Annotated in this window: 15 protein-coding genes; 7 read left to right on the forward strand and 8 right to left on the reverse strand. The window is 63.0% G+C overall.

What is annotated here, in order from left to right; translation table 11 throughout:
- Nucleotides 1-196: 196 nt before the first annotated feature.
- The 7 genes from M2400_RS01040 to pilG form a co-directional block, all read right to left on the reverse strand.
- Nucleotides 197-523, reverse strand: a complete 327-nt coding sequence (locus tag M2400_RS01040) for a DUF6124 family protein (protein WP_177043121.1) — start codon at nt 521-523, stop codon at nt 197-199.
- 498 nt (nt 524-1021) lie between these two features.
- Nucleotides 1022-1477, reverse strand: a complete 456-nt coding sequence (locus tag M2400_RS01045; protein ID WP_088425480.1) for a chemotaxis protein CheW — start codon at nt 1475-1477, stop codon at nt 1022-1024.
- Nucleotides 1470-7301, reverse strand: coding sequence for an Hpt domain-containing protein (locus M2400_RS01050; RefSeq protein WP_259195574.1), 5832 nt, complete (start codon nt 7299-7301; stop codon nt 1470-1472). The genes M2400_RS01045 and M2400_RS01050 overlap by 8 nt, the downstream gene beginning before the upstream one ends.
- Nucleotides 7302-7486: 185 nt before the next feature.
- On the reverse strand, nt 7487-9538 hold the full coding sequence (locus M2400_RS01055) for a methyl-accepting chemotaxis protein (RefSeq protein ID WP_259195573.1): 2052 nt from the start codon (nt 9536-9538) through the stop codon (nt 7487-7489).
- On the reverse strand, nt 9535-10059 hold the full coding sequence (locus tag M2400_RS01060; protein WP_259195572.1) for a chemotaxis protein CheW: 525 nt from the start codon (nt 10057-10059) through the stop codon (nt 9535-9537). Before M2400_RS01060 ends, M2400_RS01055 begins: the two co-directional genes overlap by 4 nt.
- A 12-nt stretch (nt 10060-10071) precedes the next feature.
- A complete protein-coding gene (gene pilH / locus M2400_RS01065) occupies nt 10072-10437 on the reverse strand; it encodes a twitching motility response regulator PilH (RefSeq protein WP_017476512.1) in 366 nt (121 codons plus the stop codon).
- Nucleotides 10438-10484: 47 nt separating this feature from the next.
- Nucleotides 10485-10892: a twitching motility response regulator PilG gene (gene pilG / locus M2400_RS01070; RefSeq protein WP_010167670.1), complete on the reverse strand. Its 408-nt coding sequence runs from the start codon at nt 10890-10892 to the stop codon at nt 10485-10487.
- Between the two features lie 239 nt (nt 10893-11131).
- On the opposite strand from pilG, the gene gshB reads away from it, so the two are divergent.
- The 7 genes from gshB to M2400_RS01105 all read left to right on the forward strand — a co-directional run bounded on the left by gshB (nt 11132) and on the right by M2400_RS01105 (nt 17135).
- Nucleotides 11132-12085: a glutathione synthase gene (gshB, locus tag M2400_RS01075; RefSeq protein WP_003213738.1), complete on the forward strand. Its 954-nt coding sequence runs from the start codon at nt 11132-11134 to the stop codon at nt 12083-12085.
- A gap of 77 nt (nt 12086-12162) precedes the next feature.
- Nucleotides 12163-13062 carry an energy transducer TonB gene (locus M2400_RS01080; protein ID WP_003213740.1) on the forward strand — a complete coding sequence of 300 codons (900 nt, stop codon included), beginning with the start codon at nt 12163-12165 and terminating at the stop codon, nt 13060-13062.
- Nucleotides 13063-13252: 190 nt separating this feature from the next.
- Nucleotides 13253-13822: a YqgE/AlgH family protein gene (locus M2400_RS01085; RefSeq protein ID WP_003213742.1), complete on the forward strand. Its 570-nt coding sequence runs from the start codon at nt 13253-13255 to the stop codon at nt 13820-13822.
- Nucleotides 13822-14259 (forward strand): Holliday junction resolvase RuvX, encoded by a 438-nt coding sequence (gene ruvX, locus M2400_RS01090; protein ID WP_008434150.1) that lies wholly within the window; start codon nt 13822-13824, stop codon nt 14257-14259. Before M2400_RS01085 ends, ruvX begins: the two co-directional genes overlap by 1 nt.
- A gap of 72 nt (nt 14260-14331) precedes the next feature.
- Nucleotides 14332-14838, forward strand: a complete 507-nt coding sequence (pyrR, locus tag M2400_RS01095) for a bifunctional pyr operon transcriptional regulator/uracil phosphoribosyltransferase PyrR (RefSeq protein WP_177079248.1) — start codon at nt 14332-14334, stop codon at nt 14836-14838.
- A 24-nt stretch (nt 14839-14862) separates the two neighbouring features.
- On the forward strand, nt 14863-15867 hold the full coding sequence (locus M2400_RS01100; protein WP_177112488.1) for an aspartate carbamoyltransferase catalytic subunit: 1005 nt from the start codon (nt 14863-14865) through the stop codon (nt 15865-15867).
- Entirely contained in the window at nt 15864-17135 is a 1272-nt protein-coding gene (locus M2400_RS01105; protein WP_259195564.1) for a dihydroorotase, read from the forward strand. The genes M2400_RS01100 and M2400_RS01105 overlap by 4 nt, the downstream gene beginning before the upstream one ends.
- Before the next feature lie 138 nt (nt 17136-17273).
- On the opposite strand, the gene M2400_RS01110 is transcribed toward M2400_RS01105, so the two are convergent.
- Entirely contained in the window at nt 17274-17702 is a 429-nt protein-coding gene (locus tag M2400_RS01110) for a TM2 domain-containing protein (protein WP_177043873.1), read from the reverse strand.
- Nucleotides 17703-17839: the final 137 nt, after the last annotated feature.

Raw genomic sequence — 17839 nt, forward strand, 5'->3', positions numbered from 1 at the left:
TTCATCAGCAAACGCGGGATTGGGACCCACCGAGATCAAATGTGGGAGCTGGCTTGCCTGCGATGGCATCACCGCGGCGTACCTGGAAGACCGAGTTGCCTGCATCGCAGGCAAGCCAGCTCCCACATTTTGATAGGTGGTGCTGGCGAGAGTCCCAAAAAGGGAACGATGGGTCCCTTTTTGGGAACGATCAAGTTTAGGCGGCGGAAGTGGGGGCGACCTGCTCCAGCGCCTGATCCACCAACAACTGCCCCAACTCACTCATCTGTTGAATGGCCAGCACCACGCCGCGCTGGGAGCCTTCCAATTCAAAGGCCAGGTTGGAGGTCAACGCGTTGAGTGAGGCAAAGGTTTCAGAGGCGTTGGCCAGCAAGGCTTCAGTGGACTGAGAGGGAGAGACGGTAAAAAGTGAGGATGAAGCAGAAGTCGGAAAGTAATGATCCATGGCACGCTCGGCGGCAGCCTGGAGTTTGCGGCGTTCGATTTCGGCGTTGTGGGGCGGATTGGGGGTAGGTTTGAACATGATGAAACTCCTAAACAGATGAGTAAGGAGCGCCACCGTTCGCTTGCACGCGAATGAGGGTGGCGACCGTGCGCAGGTGTGCAAGACCGGGCCTGTTTAGGACACCCAGCAGGTCCGAAGACCTCCTGCGCGCAGCCGCCATAAAGCAGCGAGCACAAAAAACGCCCGTTGGATGGCTGGGCGTTTGTACGCCTAAACAGTTTCGTCGGACTTGCACGTCCGTGTCACCGTTTTTTGCGATGACGGACGAAGACTAGGCGCGATCGCAGGGCACAACAAGTTCATGCACAGCGCGAGAGGTTGCAGGAAAAATCCGAAGGTAGTGATAAACAATGTGGCGAGGGAGCTTGCTCCCGCTGGGCTGCGCAGCAGCCCCAATAAGAGCGCTGAATTCCTCCAGGTAGTACACGGTTGCAGATTTTGGGGCCGCTTCGCAGCCCAGCGGGAGCAAGCTCCCTCGCCACAGGGGGTCATCGTTGGGTTTGGGGAATGGGCCGTTCAGGCCAATCCGGCTTCGACCAACAACGCCTCCAACCCCATCAAATCCGGCACCTTAGCCACATGCTCCCCCACCTGCACCGCCGCCAATTCCAGCGGGCACAACGGCACATCCACATAACTCAACTGGCTATCGAGCTTGTACGAGCGCGGAATCCCCTGGATCACCAACGCAATAAACTTCAACGTCGGCCGTCCTCCGAGGGTGTTCAACACCACAATCCGCGCCCGTTCCCCCACCACGCCCGACTCGCCACACGCGGCCTCAAAGCTGATCAACGGCAACTGCCGATCCCGCCACGTCACCTGCCGCAAATACCACGGCGGCGCATCACTGGCAGGCTCGCCGCGCTGGAAGTCGATCAGCTCGGCCACGGCGACGTTGGGCAACAACAGGTGGCGGTCGGCCAATGGCAGCAGCAAGCCGGTGAGTTGGGTAGCGCGGTGATCAAGCACGGGACTTGCTCCAATACGCGATGCTTTCCAGCAGCACCGACTCTTGATAAGGCTTGCCGAGGTAGTCGTTGACGCCAATGGCCATGGCGCGGTCGCGGTGTTTTTGCCCGGTGCGGGAGGTGATCATGATGATGGGCATGCGCATCAGCCGTGGGTCGTCGCGCACCTGGATGGCCACTTCGAAGCCGTCCATGCGCGGCATTTCGATGTCGAGCAGCATCAGGTCCGGGGTGTGTTCTTCCAGCACGGCCATGGCGTCGATGCCGTCCTTGGCGGTGAGCACGTTCATGCCGTTGCGCTCCAGCAACCGGCTGGTGACTTTGCGTACGGTGACCGAGTCGTCCACCACCAACACCAGCAGCGGGCGCTTTTTCAGCGGGTCGTTGAGGATCAACGGTGCGTCGGCCGCCTGGGCCGGCAACGCCGGTGGCCGCGCGCGGATGTGCGCCAGCAGGTCGATGATCAGCACCACGCGACCATCGCCGAGGATGGTGGCGCCGGACAGCCCCTTCACCCCGGCAAACTGCGGCCCCAGGCCCTTGACCACGATCTCTCGCGTGCCGGCCATGGCGTCCACTTGCACCGCCACGCGCCGCTCGTTGCATTGCACCAGCAGCACCGGCAGCGGTTGATACTGGCCGAGCAAATTCGGGCGGCCGACGGTGTGCAGCAGGTCGCCGAGGTAGAACAGTTCGTAGCGCTGGCCGGCGTATTCGTAGCGCGGCGGGTCTTGCTGATAGTGCCCTTCCAGCTCATGGGGCATGACCCGCACCAGGCCTTCGATGGTGTTCAGCGGGATCGCGTATTGATCGTCCGCACACTGCACCATCATCGCCCGGTTGACCGACACGGTGAACGGCAGTCGGATGCGAAAGTGCACGCCCTCCCCCGGCGTCGAGTCGATGACCATCGAACCGCCCAGTTGGCGCACTTCTTCATGCACCACGTCCATGCCGACGCCACGCCCGGAAATCTGGGTGATTTTTTCGGCGGTGGAAAACCCCGGTTGCAGGATGAACTGCAACACGTCGCGGTCGCTGATCTCCAGGTTGGGGTCAAGCAAGCCACGCTTGATCGCCTTGCGTCGCACGGCTTCCAGTGGCACGCCGGCGCCGTCGTCACGCATGTCGAAAACGATGTCGCCGCCTTCGTGGGTCAGGTCCAGGGTGATGCGGCCTTTTTCCGGCTTGCCCGCCAACAGACGCGCCTCGCGGGATTCCAGGCCATGGTCGACGGCGTTGCGCAGCATGTGTTCCAGGGGCGCGACCATGCGTTCCAGCACGTTGCGGTCCATCTCGCCTTCGGCGTTGCCGACGATGAACTCCACATCCTTGCCCAGTTCGCCCGCCACTTGCCGCACGATGCGTTTAAGGCGCGGCAGCATGCGTTCGAAGGGCACCATGCGCGTGCGCATCAGGCCTTCCTGCAGTTCTGTGTTGATGCGCGCCTGTTGCTGCAGCAGGTTGTGGGCATCCTGGTTGCGCCGCTCAAGGGTTTCCTTGAGGTCGAGCAAGTCCGAGGCCGATTCGAACAAGGCCCGGGACAGCTGTTGCAGCTGGGAATGGCGGTCCATTTCCAGCGGGTCGAATTCTTCGTAGCCCAGGCGCTCGGCCTCGGCCTGCTGGCGGCTGAGGATGCGGCCCTGGGTTTCGGTGTCGAGCCGGCGCAGTTGGTCGCGCATGCGCTCGATGGTGGTTTCCACCTCGTTGAGGGCGACACGTGCATCGTTGACCTGCTGTTCGATACGCCCCCGGAAGATCGAGGTTTCACCCGCCAGGTTGACCAGGTCATCCAGCAAGTCGGCTGATATTTTCACCATGTCGGCGGCCGGATCGCTGGCCAGCGCGGCCTCGGTTTTGGTCGCCGCCAACGCCACTGGCGCGGCGCTCACTTCAGCCGGATGCACCAGGCTTTTGATCCGCTCGATCAGCGAATCCACCGAGCCCACCGGCAGCCCCGCCGCCACCGCATCAATCATCTGCGCGAGGCGGTCGTGGCAACCTTGCAGCAGTGCAAACAGTTCAGCCGAAGGCGCCAGCAACCCGGCCGACAGGCCTTCGTAGAGAAATTCCAGTTCATGGGCCAGGTCGCCAATCGGGCCGATCTCGACCATGCGCGCGCCGCCCTTGAGGGTGTGCAGGTCCCGCAGCAGGGTCTCGACTTCCTGGCGATTTTTCGGCTCGGCCTGCCAGCGCAACAGCGCGGCGCCGGAGCTGTCGAGGATGTCGGCGGCTTCCTCGAGGAAGATATCCAGCAGCTCGGGATCAGTGCCCGGCGTCTCGACTTCGACTGCCGCTGCAGGTGCGGCTGGCCCGGTGCCGTGGCGCAATTCACGCAAGCGGCTGATCAGCTCGGACGAGTCGCTCAGCGGTTGCTGGTGTTGCAACTGCTCAAGCAGCAGCGCCAGTCGCTCATGACTGGCCATCAGCACGTTCCCCAGTTCGCTGGAGTAGCTGTAGCGCCGGTCTACCAAGCCTTCGTAAAGGTTTTCCAACTCAAGGGCCAGATCGCCCACCGCGCCGATTTCAGCCATGCGCGCGCCACCCTTGAGGGTGTGCAAATCCCGCTGCAACGACGAGAGCGGCGCGGCGTTATCTGGGTCCAGCAGCCAGCGCTTGAGGGACTGGCCGGCGCTGTCGAGGATGTCCACCGCTTCCTCAAGGAAGATCTCGACAATCTCGTCATCCACCGCAAAGCCCTGGTCCAGCTTCGCCGTGGCGGCGCCGAGTTCGGAGATGCTCAGGGCGCGGCTGCCATCGCTTTTGATCAGGCCGGTGGCGGACGGGTCGAGGCCTTCATCCAGCAGTTCGCGCAAGGCTCGCACCCGGGCGGGGGCGGCGCTGATTTCCTGGCCGGCGGCCAGTTGGTCGAGCATGTTGATCAAGGCTTCGTGGGCCTGTTCGGCCTCGTGAAAGAAGCGCTCGCTGACCGCCAGGCTGCTTTCTTCCACCGCGCCGTAGAGGTCGAGCAAGGCTTCGCACAATTCATCCATCGGGTGCAGGTCGGCCAGGTGCGCGCCTTCGCCGAGGGTGGTCAGTTCGTCCAGCAGCGCACTCAGTTCCTGGCGCTCGCCGGGGTGCTGTTGCCAGCGGCGCAGCAGGCTTTCGGCATCCAGCAGGATGTCCATGCCCTGGGCCAGGAAGTTGGCGATCAACTGCGGGTCGCGCTTGATGCGCAGGCCGGTGTTGGGTGCATTCAGCAGAGCTTCAAGCTGGCTGTTCAGCAGGGTTTGCGTGCGTTCGATCAACCCGGCCGCGCCATTGATGGGCGCGTGGGGATCGCTGTCCAGCTGGCGCACGCCGCGCTGGAACAGTGCCTCGGCCTCCAGCAGCAATTCGATTTCATCCAGGTCCAGCGGCAGGCGGTGGGCCTTGTATTCGCGGGTCAGGTGGTCCAGCGGCCGCGCCAGCTCGGCGATGGGCAACACGCCGGCCATGTAGGCGCTGCCCTTGAGGGTGTGCAGCGCGCGTTGCAGTTCATCGCTGACTTGCAGCGGCAGGTGCTCGGTGGCCTGTTGCAGGAAATGGTTGAGGCTGTCGAGGTGGCTCTGGGCTTCGTTGCGGAAGATCTCCAGCAACTGAGGGTCGAGGGCCGTGGCCGACGGTTCTGCACCACTGGCCAAGGCGTGAGCCCGGGCGGCCAACTCGTCTACATCGTCGCGCTGGCGCTGGGCATCGGCGGCAAAATCGGTGATCAGCTCCGGCAGTAATTCCAGCACGTCATCCAGCACTGCTTGCACCTCCGGGCCGGGTGCGACGCTGCGCTCCAGCACACGGTTGAGCAGGTTTTCCACGGCCCAGGCCAGCTCCGCCAACACCAAAGCGCGGACCATGCGGCCACTGCCTTTCAAGGTGTGGAAGGCGCGGCGCATTTCGCTCAGGGTGGCCTTGTCTTCAAGGCTGGCGGTGCCGGCGGGTACGTAGCGGTGCAGCACGTCGAGGACTTCGGCAGTTTCTTCGAGGAAGACTTCACGCAGTTCGTCGTCGATGCCCTCTTCGTCAGCAGGCGGTGGCAGCAAGCTGCCAGGGCGTTGCAGGGCCGGAGGGTTGAGGCGTGAGGTAGGGCTGGCCAGCGCGTCCGCGAGAAACGGGGTTTGCTCCGAAGGCGAGTCGTCCTGGGCAAGCAGTGCCTGGCGCCAGGGTTTTTCGGCCGGCAGATAGCCCAGCGCTGCGAGGCCTTCGGCGGCGACTTCCAGCACACGCTCGCCCGGGGCGTCGTGGTCCTGGAGCATCCGCTCCAGGTAGTATTCGAGGCTGGTGAGCACATCGGCAAAATGCTCAAGCTGCGCCTCGGAAGGCGCGGCCTCGCCGACCATCAGTTGCTCGTTGACGTAGTCATTGCAGCCGCGCATCAGGCTCGCCGCACGGGGCAGCGGAATCATCGCCAGGGCGCCGCGCACCTGGGTCAGCAACTCGGGCAGCGACTCCAGGCGCTGGCGGTCCCAGTGGGCCTCGATGCAGTCGATCACCAGCTCTTTGGCCTGGGTCAGGCACTGGCAGGATTCACGGATCACCAGGTGGTGGATCTGCGTCAGGTCGGTGGTGGGCAGGCGGCTTTCTTCGCGGCGTTCCGGCTCGACCGTGCCGACCATCCCGGCCAGCGTGGCCTCGACGTAGAGCAAGGCACCGGCGACGTCCATCAGCACCGCGTCGTTGGGCTCGCGCTGCCCCTGGGCCAGGCCGAGCACCACCGCCAATTGGTCGATGATCACTTTGCGCGGCTGGCCAAAACCCAATACCGCCAGGGTGTCGGCGATCTGGCGCAACGGCGCCAGCAAGGCCTCAAGGTCTGAGGCGTGTTGACGGTCGCTGCGCACGAACAGGTCCAGGCGTTCCTTGACCCGCACCAGTTCCTCGCACAACGCGCCCAGCACCGAGCCCATGGCGTCGCGGTCCGGGCCGGCCAGGCGGGCGCGTTCGGCGTCCACTACGGCGCTGTCGGGCAGGGCTTCATCGAGGCCATAACGTTCTTTCAAACTTTGCATCCGTGGGGTCGGTCGGGTGACTTTGGCGACGTAGAACAACAGGCTCTTGAGCAACTCGTCCGGGGCCGGGGTGTTGATCCCGCTGATGCCCTGGTGCAGCAGGCGCTTGAGTTCCTTGTCGCTGGCCTTGAGCAAGCTGCGCAACGCCGGGCTGTTGGCGACCACGCCGATCAGCATGCCTTCCACCAGCGCCGAGGTCACCTGCCACAACGGTAACAGCGGCGCACCATGGCACAGGGCTTCGAGGCGGGCGAACACCCGCGCCATGTCTTCCAGGTTGCTGGGGCCGTGGTCTTCGCGCAGCAAACCGACCAACGCCTGTTGCAACATCTGCCGCCATTGGCGCAGCAGCCCGGGGAAATCCTGCGGCGTGCGCTGGGCCAGTGCCTCTTCGGGCAGCGGCGGGATCACCAGCAGTTGCGGGCTGAACAGGCTGGTCTCGGAGAGCAGGCTTTCGCCGCGCACGCTGCGCAGGTCGTTGAGCAGCGGCAGCACCACCAAGGGCAAATCGCGTCGGGCGCTGTGCACACGGTCGAGGTACAGCGGCAGTTGGCCGAGGCCCTGTTGCAGCAGGCGAATGCCTTCATCGTGTTGGCTGACGCGCGCGCCTTGCAGGGCGAGGGCCAGTTGTTCCATTTCTTCAGCGAACAGGGCCGCGCCGTAGAACTCGACCATCAGCAGGCTGCCGTGGACTTGATGAATGCATTCCAGGCACTGGCCGATGGCCTCGCTGCTGCCGTCTTCCACATAGGCGTCCAGCGCCGAACGGGCCTGTTTCAGGGTTTCGGCAATCTCGCCCTTGACCCATTCGAGGGCCACGTAGTCGTGCCGATCAACCATAACTGCTCCCGCCTGAATTCATTTGTCGCTTTGTGAATGACGACTCCAAGGACCATGGAGATCGAATGTGGGAGCTGGCTTGCCTGCGATGGCGGTGCATCAGTTTGCATCTTCGGCACTGACACACCGCTATCGCAGGCAAGCCAGCTCCCACAGGGGTTCGGTGGTGCTTGGCAGATAGTATTTCACTCATCCACCTGCTTCGCCGCCGGCAACGTGAACCCCGACACCGACCGACGCAACTGACTGGCCATTTTCGCCAGGTTGCCGATGCTCTCGGCCGTGGCTGTGGAGCCCGACGAAGTCTGGCTGGTGATCTGCTGAATCACGTTCATCGTCAGGGAAATCTGCCCCGCCGACGACGTCTGTTGCTGCGCTGCATTGGAAATACTCTGGATCAGCGCCGCCAGGGTTTTCGACACGCCTTCGATCTCTTCCAGCGCCACCCCGGCGTCCTGGGCCAGCCGCGCACCGCGCACCACTTCGGTGGTGGTCTGTTCCATGGAAATCACGGCTTCGTTGGTGTCGGTCTGGATCGCTCGCACCAGGGTTTCGATCTGCCGGGTCGCTGCCGAAGAGCGCTCGGCCAACCGCTGCACCTCATCGGCCACCACCGCAAAACCGCGCCCGGCATCACCGGCCATGCTCGCCTGGATCGCAGCGTTGAGGGCGAGGATGTTGGTCTGCTCGGCGATGTCGTCGATCAGGCTGACGATGTCGCCAATCTCCTGGGACGATTCCCCCAGGCGCTTGATGCGCTTGGCGGTGTCCTGGATCTGTTCGCGGATGTTGTCCATGCCGTGGATGGTGTTGTGCACCACCTCGTTACCCTTGTTGGCAATCTCCACCGAGCGCTCGGCCACGGCCGAAGATTCGGCAGCGTTGGCCGAGACCTGGTCGATGGACTGGGCCATCTGGTTGATCGCCGTGGAGGCTTCGGCAATCTGCTGTGCCTGATGCTCCGACGCTTGGGCCAGGTGCATGGCGGTGGCCTGGGTGTCTTGCACCGCGCCCGCCACCTGGCCGGCGGTGAGGTTGATGGTCGCCACCAGGTCGCGCAGTTGGTCCACGGAATAGTTGATGGAGTCGGCGATGGTGCCGGTGAAGTCTTCGGTGACCGAGGCGGTGACGGTCAGGTCCCCGTCGGCCAGGTCTTCGATTTCGTCCAGCAGGCGCATGATCGCGTTCTGGTTGCGCTCGTTCTTCTCGGCGGTTTCCCGCAACTGGCGGTTGGTCTCGCGGACCATCACCAGGCCGATCAGGATGATCGAGGCCAGCGCCAGCAAGCCCAGCACGTAGCCGCCGATGGTGTCGAAGGTGCGCCCGTCTGCCAGGTTTTCAAAACCGGTGGCCAGGTGCGAGGCTTCGTCCAGCAGGGTTTGCGACAGGTTGAAGATATTGCTCGCCGAAGCCCGCACCTGGAACAGCTGCGGCGAGGTTTCGAGGATTTCATCCACCGAACCCGAAACGAATTCGAACAGCTCGGAAATTTCCGCCAAACGGGCGCGGGCGTCGTGGTCTTCAACCTGGCTGATGCGCAGCCCGGGATTGCCGTTGAGCATGCCGCTGAGCACTACGCCGAAACGGTTGGCATCGCGGCCAAAGGCATCGGCGGCCTGCACGGCGGTCTCGTCGCCCGCCAGCACGGTGTTCACCGCACCGAGGATACGTTCAGCCAGCAACGATTGGCGCTGGGCCAACGCCACCTGGCTGGCCGGAGCGCCGCGTTGCAGGAGGATATCAACGACCTTTTCCGATTCCATCTGCAGCTGCGGAACGGTTTCCGCCAGGGTCGCAGCCACTTGATGCAGCGACAGCACCGTTTGCTCGCTGGCCAGAATCGCATCGGCGTTTTTCAGCAGGGCTTCCCAGTCGGTCTGCACCGCACGCATTTCTGCGCGCACGGCGGTAGGTGCGGCGGGCAGGCCGGTGGCCGGGTCGCCTTTTTTCAGGTAACCCCAGCGCTGGGCAAAATCGTTGCGCGCATCCCCCAGCAGCTTGAACGCAGCGGCCTTGCCGGCGGCGGCCTCGGTGGCGTTCTTGGCGATGCGCTGGGACAGCACCCGCAGCTCACCGGCGTGGCCGATGTACTGTTTGTCGTAGGTGGACTGGGTGTTGAGGTACGCGAAGTTGGCGAACAGCAGCATGATGAACACGATCAGCGCGATAAACAGCACGATGATCTGCGAGCGGCTGCGGGACGCTTCCTGGGGTTTGACCGGGGTGACGGTACTCATGCGGCCACATCCATGAAGCCTGGAGCCTGGGCCAGGGCGAAGGGGCTGAAGACCTGCCACAGCTGGTCGCCGTCAAACTGGCCCTGGATAAACGGCGCGCCGGGCACGGTGCTCGTGTGCAGTGCGTCTTGTGCAAAATGCTGCATGCCCACTACCTCGTCCACCAACAGGCCGACAAACACGTCCTGATATTCCACCACCAGCACCCGCCGTTGTTTGCGCGCCACCGACCGTTCAAGGCCGAGGAAAGCGCCCAGGTCCATCACCGGCAACAAGCGCCCGCGCAGGTTGGCCACGCCCTTGACCCACGGCTTGACCCCGGGCATCACGGTGCAGCGTGGTTCGTGCAGCACTTCGGCGACTTCACCCATGGGCGCCACGTACCACTGCTCGCCCAAGCGAAAGCCGATACCGCTCCAGCTGTGCAGCCGGGTTTCCTGGGACGGCAGGTCGGCGGCCAGCAAGCGGCAGCGGCGGTCGATGTCCAGCAGCAGCTCGAAGGCGGTTTGCGACTCGGTCATGGGAACGTGCCGTCAGCCGGCCAGCACCTTGTTCAGGGTGGCGATCAGCGTCTCTTCATCTACCGGCTTGGTCAGGTAATCCTTGGCGCCCTGGCGTTCGCCCCAGATCTTGTCGGTTTCCTGATCCTTGGTGGTGATGATGATCACCGGGATGTGCCCGGTTTCAGGGTCCTTGGTCAACTGGCGGGTAGCCTGGAAACCATTGAGCCCGGGCATGACGATGTCCATCAGGACCGCGTCGGGCTTTTCCTGGCGGGCCAGCGCGACGCCATCGCCGCCATTCTGGGCCTTGAGGACTTCGTGACCGTGCTTTTCGAGCATTTCGGTCAGTTTGTACATTTCAGTCGGCGAATCGTCGACGATCAGAACACGTGCCATGGTTTTCCCCACTTCTTTAGTAGACGCAAGCCCTCGTGGGGCCCCCGTCAGTGTGCTTGTTCTACTGCAGCGAAGCCCGGCACATAGGCCTTGATCGCACTCAGCAGTTCTTCCTTGCTGAAAGGCTTGGTCAAAAACTGATCAGAACCGACGATACGCCCCTTGGCCTTGTCGAACAGACCATCCTTGGACGACAGCATGATCACCGGGGTCGACTTGAACGCCGGGTTGTTCTTCACCAGCGCGCAGGTCTGATAGCCATCCAGGCGCGGCATCATGATGTCGACAAAGATAATGTGCGGGTGATGGTCAACAATCTTGGCCAGGGCATCGAAACCGTCGATGGCCGTGATGACATCGCACCCTACGTTCTTCAACAGTGTTTCGGCGGTGCGGCGAATCGTTTTCGAATCGTCGATCACCATCACTTTCAAGGCGTTGGAATGCTGTTCCATATCTGCTCTACCATCGCCACAGCGAATAGGTTTTCGGTGTGTACTGCCTGATGTTGCACAGGATGAGCGCCAGAAGCCTTGGAATTCAAGGGCTGATACGCCATGGCAGCCTTTTTAGCACAGTCTCAGAACGCAATCTATCGGCCGACCCGCGCGGTGGTTTTTCCTTGACCCACAACAGCCGCAGCGCCACTCTGACGCCACTTTTATGCGCCCTTATTTGCTAGAGGAAATCCCCCATGAGCGTTCGCGTCGGCATTGTCATGGACCCTATCGCCAGCATCTCCTATAAAAAGGATAGCTCGCTGGCCATGCTGCTGGCCGCCCAGGCCCGCGGCTGGAGCCTGTTCTATATGGAACAGCCGGACCTTTACCAGGGTGACGGTGAAGCGCGGGCACGGATGCGCCCCCTGCAGGTGTTTGCCAACCCTGAGAAGTGGTTTGAACTGCAAGACGAAATCGACAGCCCCCTGAGCGACCTCGACGTGATCCTGATGCGCAAGGATCCGCCGTTCGACATGGAATTCGTCTACTCCACCTACCTGCTGGAGCAGGCCGAGCGCGCCGGCGTGCTGATCGTCAACAAGCCCCAGAGCCTGCGCGACTGCAATGAAAAGCTGTTCGCCACGCTGTTCCCGCAGTGCACGCCGCCAACCGTGGTCAGCCGCCGCGCCGATGTGCTGCGTGAATTCGCCGCCAAGCACGGTGATGTGATCCTCAAGCCGCTGGACGGCATGGGCGGCACGTCGATCTTCCGCCACCGCGCCGGCGACCCGAACCTGTCGGTGATCCTCGAAACCCTGACCGCGCTGGGCACCCAGCAGATCATGGGCCAGGCCTACATTCCGGCGATCAAGGACGGCGACAAGCGCATCCTGATGATTGATGGCGAGCCGGTGCCTTACTGCCTGGCGCGTATTCCAGCCGCCGGCGAGACCCGCGGCAACCTGGCGGCCGGTGGTCGGGGTGAAGCCCGCCCGCTGACAGACAAGGATCGCTGGATTGCAGCCCAAGTCGGCCCAACTCTGCGGGAAAAAGGCCTGCTGTTTGTAGGACTTGACGTTATCGGCGAGAACCTCACCGAAATCAACGTCACCAGCCCGACGTGTATTCGCGAGATCGACAATGCATTTGGCACGAACATCGGCGAAATGCTGATGGCGGCGATTGCCGCCAAGCTACAAGCCAAGTGACATAGAACAGCCGGACACAAACCAACATTGCGCTATCATGCCCCACCTGTGAAATGCGCGATGTTGGTTTTCTTGTCATGACGCTCCCGTCCGATCTGCCCCCCGAACTCTCCCACAGCGGCGTGCGCCCGGCTGATCGGCTCGGATTTACCCTGTTTCTGGCGGCGCTGATTCACTTGGCGTTGATCCTCGGCCTGGGCTTCACCTTTGCCGAACCCAAGCAGATCACCAAGACCCTGGAAATCACCCTCGCCACCTTCAAAAGCGAAAAGAAGCCCGAAAAGGCTGACTTTCTCGCCCAGGACAACCAGCAAGGCAGCGGCACCCTCGACAAGAAGGCCGTGCCCAAGACCACCGAAGTGGCGCCGTTCCAGGACAACAAGGTCAATAAGGTCACACCACCGCCGGCGCCCAAGCCGGAAGTGAAACAGGCCGCCCCCAAGGCCGCCGTCACCACCGTTGCGCCCAAACCGCAAAAGGCCCCCACCCAACGGGAAAAGGCCAAGACCGAACCCACGCCTGCCCCGCCGGCCCCGACGTTTGACAGCTCGCAACTCTCCAGTGAAATCTCCAGCCTGGAAGCCGAACTGGCCCACGAACAACAGCTGTACGCCAAGCGCCCACGCATTTACCGCCTGAATGCCGCCTCCACCATGCGCGACAAAGGCGCCTGGTATAAGGACGAGTGGCGCAAGAAGGTCGAGCGCATCGGCAACCTGAACTACCCGGACGAAGCCCGCCGCCAGCAGATCTACGGCAATTTGCGCCTGCTGGTGTCGATCAACCGCGATGGCACCTTGTACGAAGTGCAGGTGCTGGAGTCCTCCGGCCAGCCGCTGCTGGACCAGGCGGCGCAACGCATCGTGCGCCTGGCGGCGCCTTTTGCGCCGTTTACCGGGGACTTGAACGACATCGACCGCCTGGAAATCATTCGCACCTGGCGCTTTGCCAAGGGTGATCGGCTGTCCAGCAACTAACCGACCCTGCTCTCTGTAGGAGCGAGCTTGCTCGCGAAGGTCGCTAACGATAACGCGGGCTTTCTGGTTTAACCCGGCGCTCTCAGGTTTTTCGCGAGCAAGCTCGCTCCTACAGAGAATCAACACGCCAAACCAATTCCTGCACATCCTCAGCTTGTCAGTTCGCCCCTCCAACGCCACACTAGCGGACATGAAAAATGTCAGCCCGACCTACCTCAAGCACCAATTCCTGATCGCCATGCCCCATATGGCCGACCCGAACTTTGCGCAGACCTTGACCTACATCGTCGAGCACACCGCCAATGGTGCGATGGGGTTGGTGGTCAACCGCCCGCAAGACCTGAACCTGGCCGATATCCTCGAGCAATTGCGCCCGGACATCGACCCACCCGCCAGCTGCCAGCACGTACCGATCTACATCGGCGGGCCGGTGCAGACGGACCGGGGTTTTGTGCTGCACCCCACCGGGCCGAAATTCCAGGCGACTGTGGACCTTGAAGGGCTGTCCCTGTCCACCTCCCAGGACGTGTTGTTCGCGATTGCCGATGGCGTGGGCCCTGATCAAAGTGTGATCACCCTGGGTTACGCCGGCTGGGAAGCCGGGCAACTGGAGGCGGAGCTGGCGAGCAATGCCTGGCTGACCTGCCCGTTTGACGCCGACATCCTGTTCAACACCCCCAGCGAACTGCGCCTGGAAGCCGCCGCCGCCAAGCTGCGGATCAACCTCAGCCTGCTGACCAGCCAGGCGGGGCACGCCTGATGGCCTTGCGTCTGATCCTCGGTTTTGACTACGGCACCAAACAGATCGGCGTCGCTGTCGGCCAGGTCATCACCGGCCAGGCCCGCGAGCTGTGCACCCTGAAAGCCCAGAACGGCGTGCCGGACTGGAACCAGGTCGAAGCCCTGATCAAGGAATGGAAGCCCGACGCCGTAGTCGTCGGCCTGCCCTTGAACATGGACGGCACCCCGAGCGAGATGTGCCTGCGGGCCGAAAAATTCGCCCGCCGCCTGAATGGCCGCTACAACCTGCCCTTCTATACCCACGACGAACGCCTGACCACCTTTGAAGCCAAAGGCGAGCGCCGCGACCGTGGCGGGCAGAAAGGCAGTTACCGTGACAACCCGGTGGATGCCATCGCCGCCGCCTTGCTGTTGCAGGGATGGCTGGATGAAAACGCCGCTTTATTTGAATCCTGACTGACGCGGCTTGCCGCGTCTTCTTACGTTTGAGCCCGGACCTTGCCTGCGCGAGGCCTAGAAGGAGCACCCATGAGCCTGCCCAATCCCGCCGACCTGATCAGCCAGATGGCGATCCGCCTCAAGGCGCACCTGGAACACCGTGCCATCAGCGAGCCGCGCTTTATCGGCATTCGCACCGGTGGCGTGTGGGTGGCCCAGGCGTTGTTGGAAGAACTGGGCAGCAACTCGCCCCTGGGCACCCTGGACGTGTCCTTCTACCGCGACGACTTCAGCCAGAACGGCCTGCACCCGCAAGTGCGCCCCTCGGCCCTGCCGTTCGAGATCGAAGGCCAGCACCTGGTGCTGATCGATGACGTACTGATGAGCGGTCGCACCATCCGCGCCGCCCTGAACGAACTGTTCGACTACGGCCGCCCGGCCAGCGTGACCCTGGTCTGCCTGCTGGACCTGGACGCCGGCGAATTGCCGATCAGCCCGGATGTGGTCGGCGCCACGCTGTCCCTCGAAGCCCACCAGCGGGTAAAATTGTCCGGTCCCACGCCGCTCGAACTCGAACTGCAAGACCTTGCCCTTTAAACCGCCTTGTAAAGAGTCCCCGCGATGACGCCTCTAGATGCCAAGCGCCCGCTGCAGCTCAATGCTCAGGGCCAGCTGCAACACTTCCTGTCCCTCGACGGCTTGCCCCGCGAACTGCTCACCGAAATCCTCGACACGGCCGACTCGTTCCTCGAAGTCGGTGGCCGGGCGGTGAAAAAAGTCCCGTTGTTGCGTGGCAAGACCATCTGCAACGTGTTCTTCGAGAACTCGACCCGCACCCGCACCACCTTTGAGCTGGCGGCCCAGCGCCTGTCGGCTGACGTGATCACGCTGAACGTGTCCACTTCGTCGGCGAGCAAGGGCGAAACCCTGCTCGACACCCTGCGCAACCTGGAAGCCATGGCCGCCGACATGTTCGTGGTGCGCCACGGCGACTCCGGCGCCGCGCACTTCATCGCCGAGCACGTGTGCCCGAACGTGGCAATCATCAACGGCGGCGACGGCCGCCACGCCCACCCGACCCAGGGCATGCTCGACATGCTGACGATCCGTCGGCACAAGGGCAGCTTTGAAAACCTCTCGGTGGCTATCGTCGGCGACATCCTGCACTCGCGGGTCGCACGCTCGAACATGCTGGCCCTCAAGGCCCTGGGTTGCCCGGACATCCGCGTGATCGCCCCCAAGACCCTGCTGCCGGTCGGCATCGAGCAATACGGCGTGAAGGTCTACACCGACATGACCGAAGGCCTGAAGGATGTGGACGTGGTGATCATGCTGCGCCTGCAGCGCGAGCGCATGGCCGGCGGCCTGTTGCCGAGCGAGGGCGAGTTCTACCGCCTGTTCGGCCTGACCACCGCCCGCCTGGCCGGCGCCAAGCCGGACGCCATCGTGATGCACCCGGGGCCGATCAACCGTGGCGTGGAGATTGAGTCGGCAGTGGCCGATGGCCCGCAGTCGGTGATCCTCAACCAGGTTACGTACGGCATCGCCATCCGCATGGCCGTGTTGTCCATGGCCATGAGCGGGCAAACCGCACAACGTCAATTCGAGCAGGAGAACGCCCAGTGAAGCTCAGCATTCTCGGCGCCCGAGTCATCGATCCGGCCAGCGGCCTGGATCAAGTCACCGATCTGCACCTGGAAGCCGGCAAGATCATTGCCATCGGCGCCGCACCCGCAGGCTTCAGCGCCAGTGAAACCATCGACGCCAAAGGCCTGATCGCCGCGCCCGGGCTGGTGGACCTGAACGTCGCCCTGCGCGAGCCGGGCTACAGCCGCAAAGGCAACATCACCAGCGAAACCCGCGCCGCCGCAGCCGGTGGCGTCACCAGCCTGTGCTGCCCGCCCCACACCAAACCGGTGCTGGACACCTCGGCCGTGACCGAGCTGATCCTGGACCGCGCCCGCGAAGCCGGCAACTGCAAAGTGTTCCCTATCGGCGCCCTGAGCAAAGGCCTGGACGGCGAACAACTGGCCGAGCTGATCGCCTTGCGCGATGCCGGCTGCGTGGCCTTCGGCAACGGCCTGGAGAGCTTTCGCAGCACCCGTACCCTATGCCGTGCGCTGGAATACGCAGCGACCTTCGACCTGACGGTGATTTTCCACTCCCAGGACCGTGACCTGGCCGAAGGCGGCCTGGCCCACGAAGGCGCCACCGCAAGCTTCCTCGGCTTGCCGGGCATCCCGGAAACCGCCGAGACCGTGGCCCTGGCCCGGGACCTGTTGCTGGTGGAGCAAAGCGGCGTACGCGCACACTTCAGCCAGTTGACCAGCGCCCGGGGCGTGGCCCTGATCGCCCAGGCGCAAGCCCGCGGTTTGCCGGTGACGGCGGACGTGGCGTTGTATCAGTTGATTTTGACGGATGAGGCGCTGATCGACTTCTCCAGCCTGTATCACGTGCAGCCGCCATTGCGCACTCGCGCTGACCGTGACGGTTTGCGGGCGGCGGTGAAGGCCGGGGTGGTTTCGGCGATTTCCAGCCATCACCAGCCTCACGAGCGGGATGCCAAGCTGGCGCCGTTCGGCGCGACAGAGCCGGGCATCAGCAGTGTCGAGCTGCTGCTGCCGCTGGCGATGACGCTGGTGGAAGATGGTTTGCTGGACCTGCCGACGCTGCTGGCGCGTCTCAGTGCGGGCCCTGCCGAGGCGCTGCGCCTGCCGGCGGGCAAGCTGGCGGTGGGTTCGGCGGCGGATATTGTGCTGTTTGACCCGGCCAGCTCCACGATTGCCGGGGAGCAGTGGCTGTCCAAGGGCGAGAACTGCCCGTTCATCGGCCATAGCCTGCCGGCGACGGTGCGGTACACGCTGGTGGATGGGCGGATCAGCTACCAGGCTTGACCCCTCGCACCTCTAATGTGGGCACGGCCAAATGTAGGAGCTGGCTTGCCTGCGATAGCATCACCTCGGTACATCAGATACACCGAGGTGCCCGCATCGCAGGCAAGCCAGCTCCTACACTTGATTGGGTTCACGTGCTTAGCGGCCGCCAAGCCGCTCGGCATTGCGGATCGAAATCTGCGTATTCAACGTCCAGAAGTCGTACAGCACGCCGATCAGGAACAAACCCCCGGTCAGCAGGTAAATGATCCCGCTGATCCATTTGCCCTGATACATGCGGTGCAAACCGAACACCCCCAGGAACGCCAACAGGATCCAGGCCACGTTGTACTCAATGGGGCCAGCGGTAAATCGCAGGTCCGCTTCCCGGTCCATCGCCGGAATCAGGAACAAGTCGATCAGCCAGCCAATCCCGAGCAAACCGAAGGTGAAAAACCAGATCGTCCCGGTCACCGGTTTGCCGTAATAAAAGCGGTGAGCACCGGTAAAACCGAAAATCCAGAGCAGGTAACCGATCACCTTGCTGTGGGTGTCTTGTTGCGAAACATCCTGTCGATAGGTGTTCATGGAGTACCTCTTTTGCCTCGATAGATAAATATTTCTGGTTTCTTTGTGACTTTTTTACGGGCGCCCGACATGCGGCAAATGGTATCTTCGCATCCCTCAAAGCCTTGTACCGCCTGACTTGTGTAGGACAATCGCGG

Origin of the sequence: Pseudomonas sp. BIGb0558, from assembly GCF_024807515.1 — a bacterium.
In the GTDB taxonomy this organism is placed as follows: Bacteria; Pseudomonadota; Gammaproteobacteria; order Pseudomonadales; family Pseudomonadaceae; genus Aquipseudomonas; species Aquipseudomonas yamanorum_A.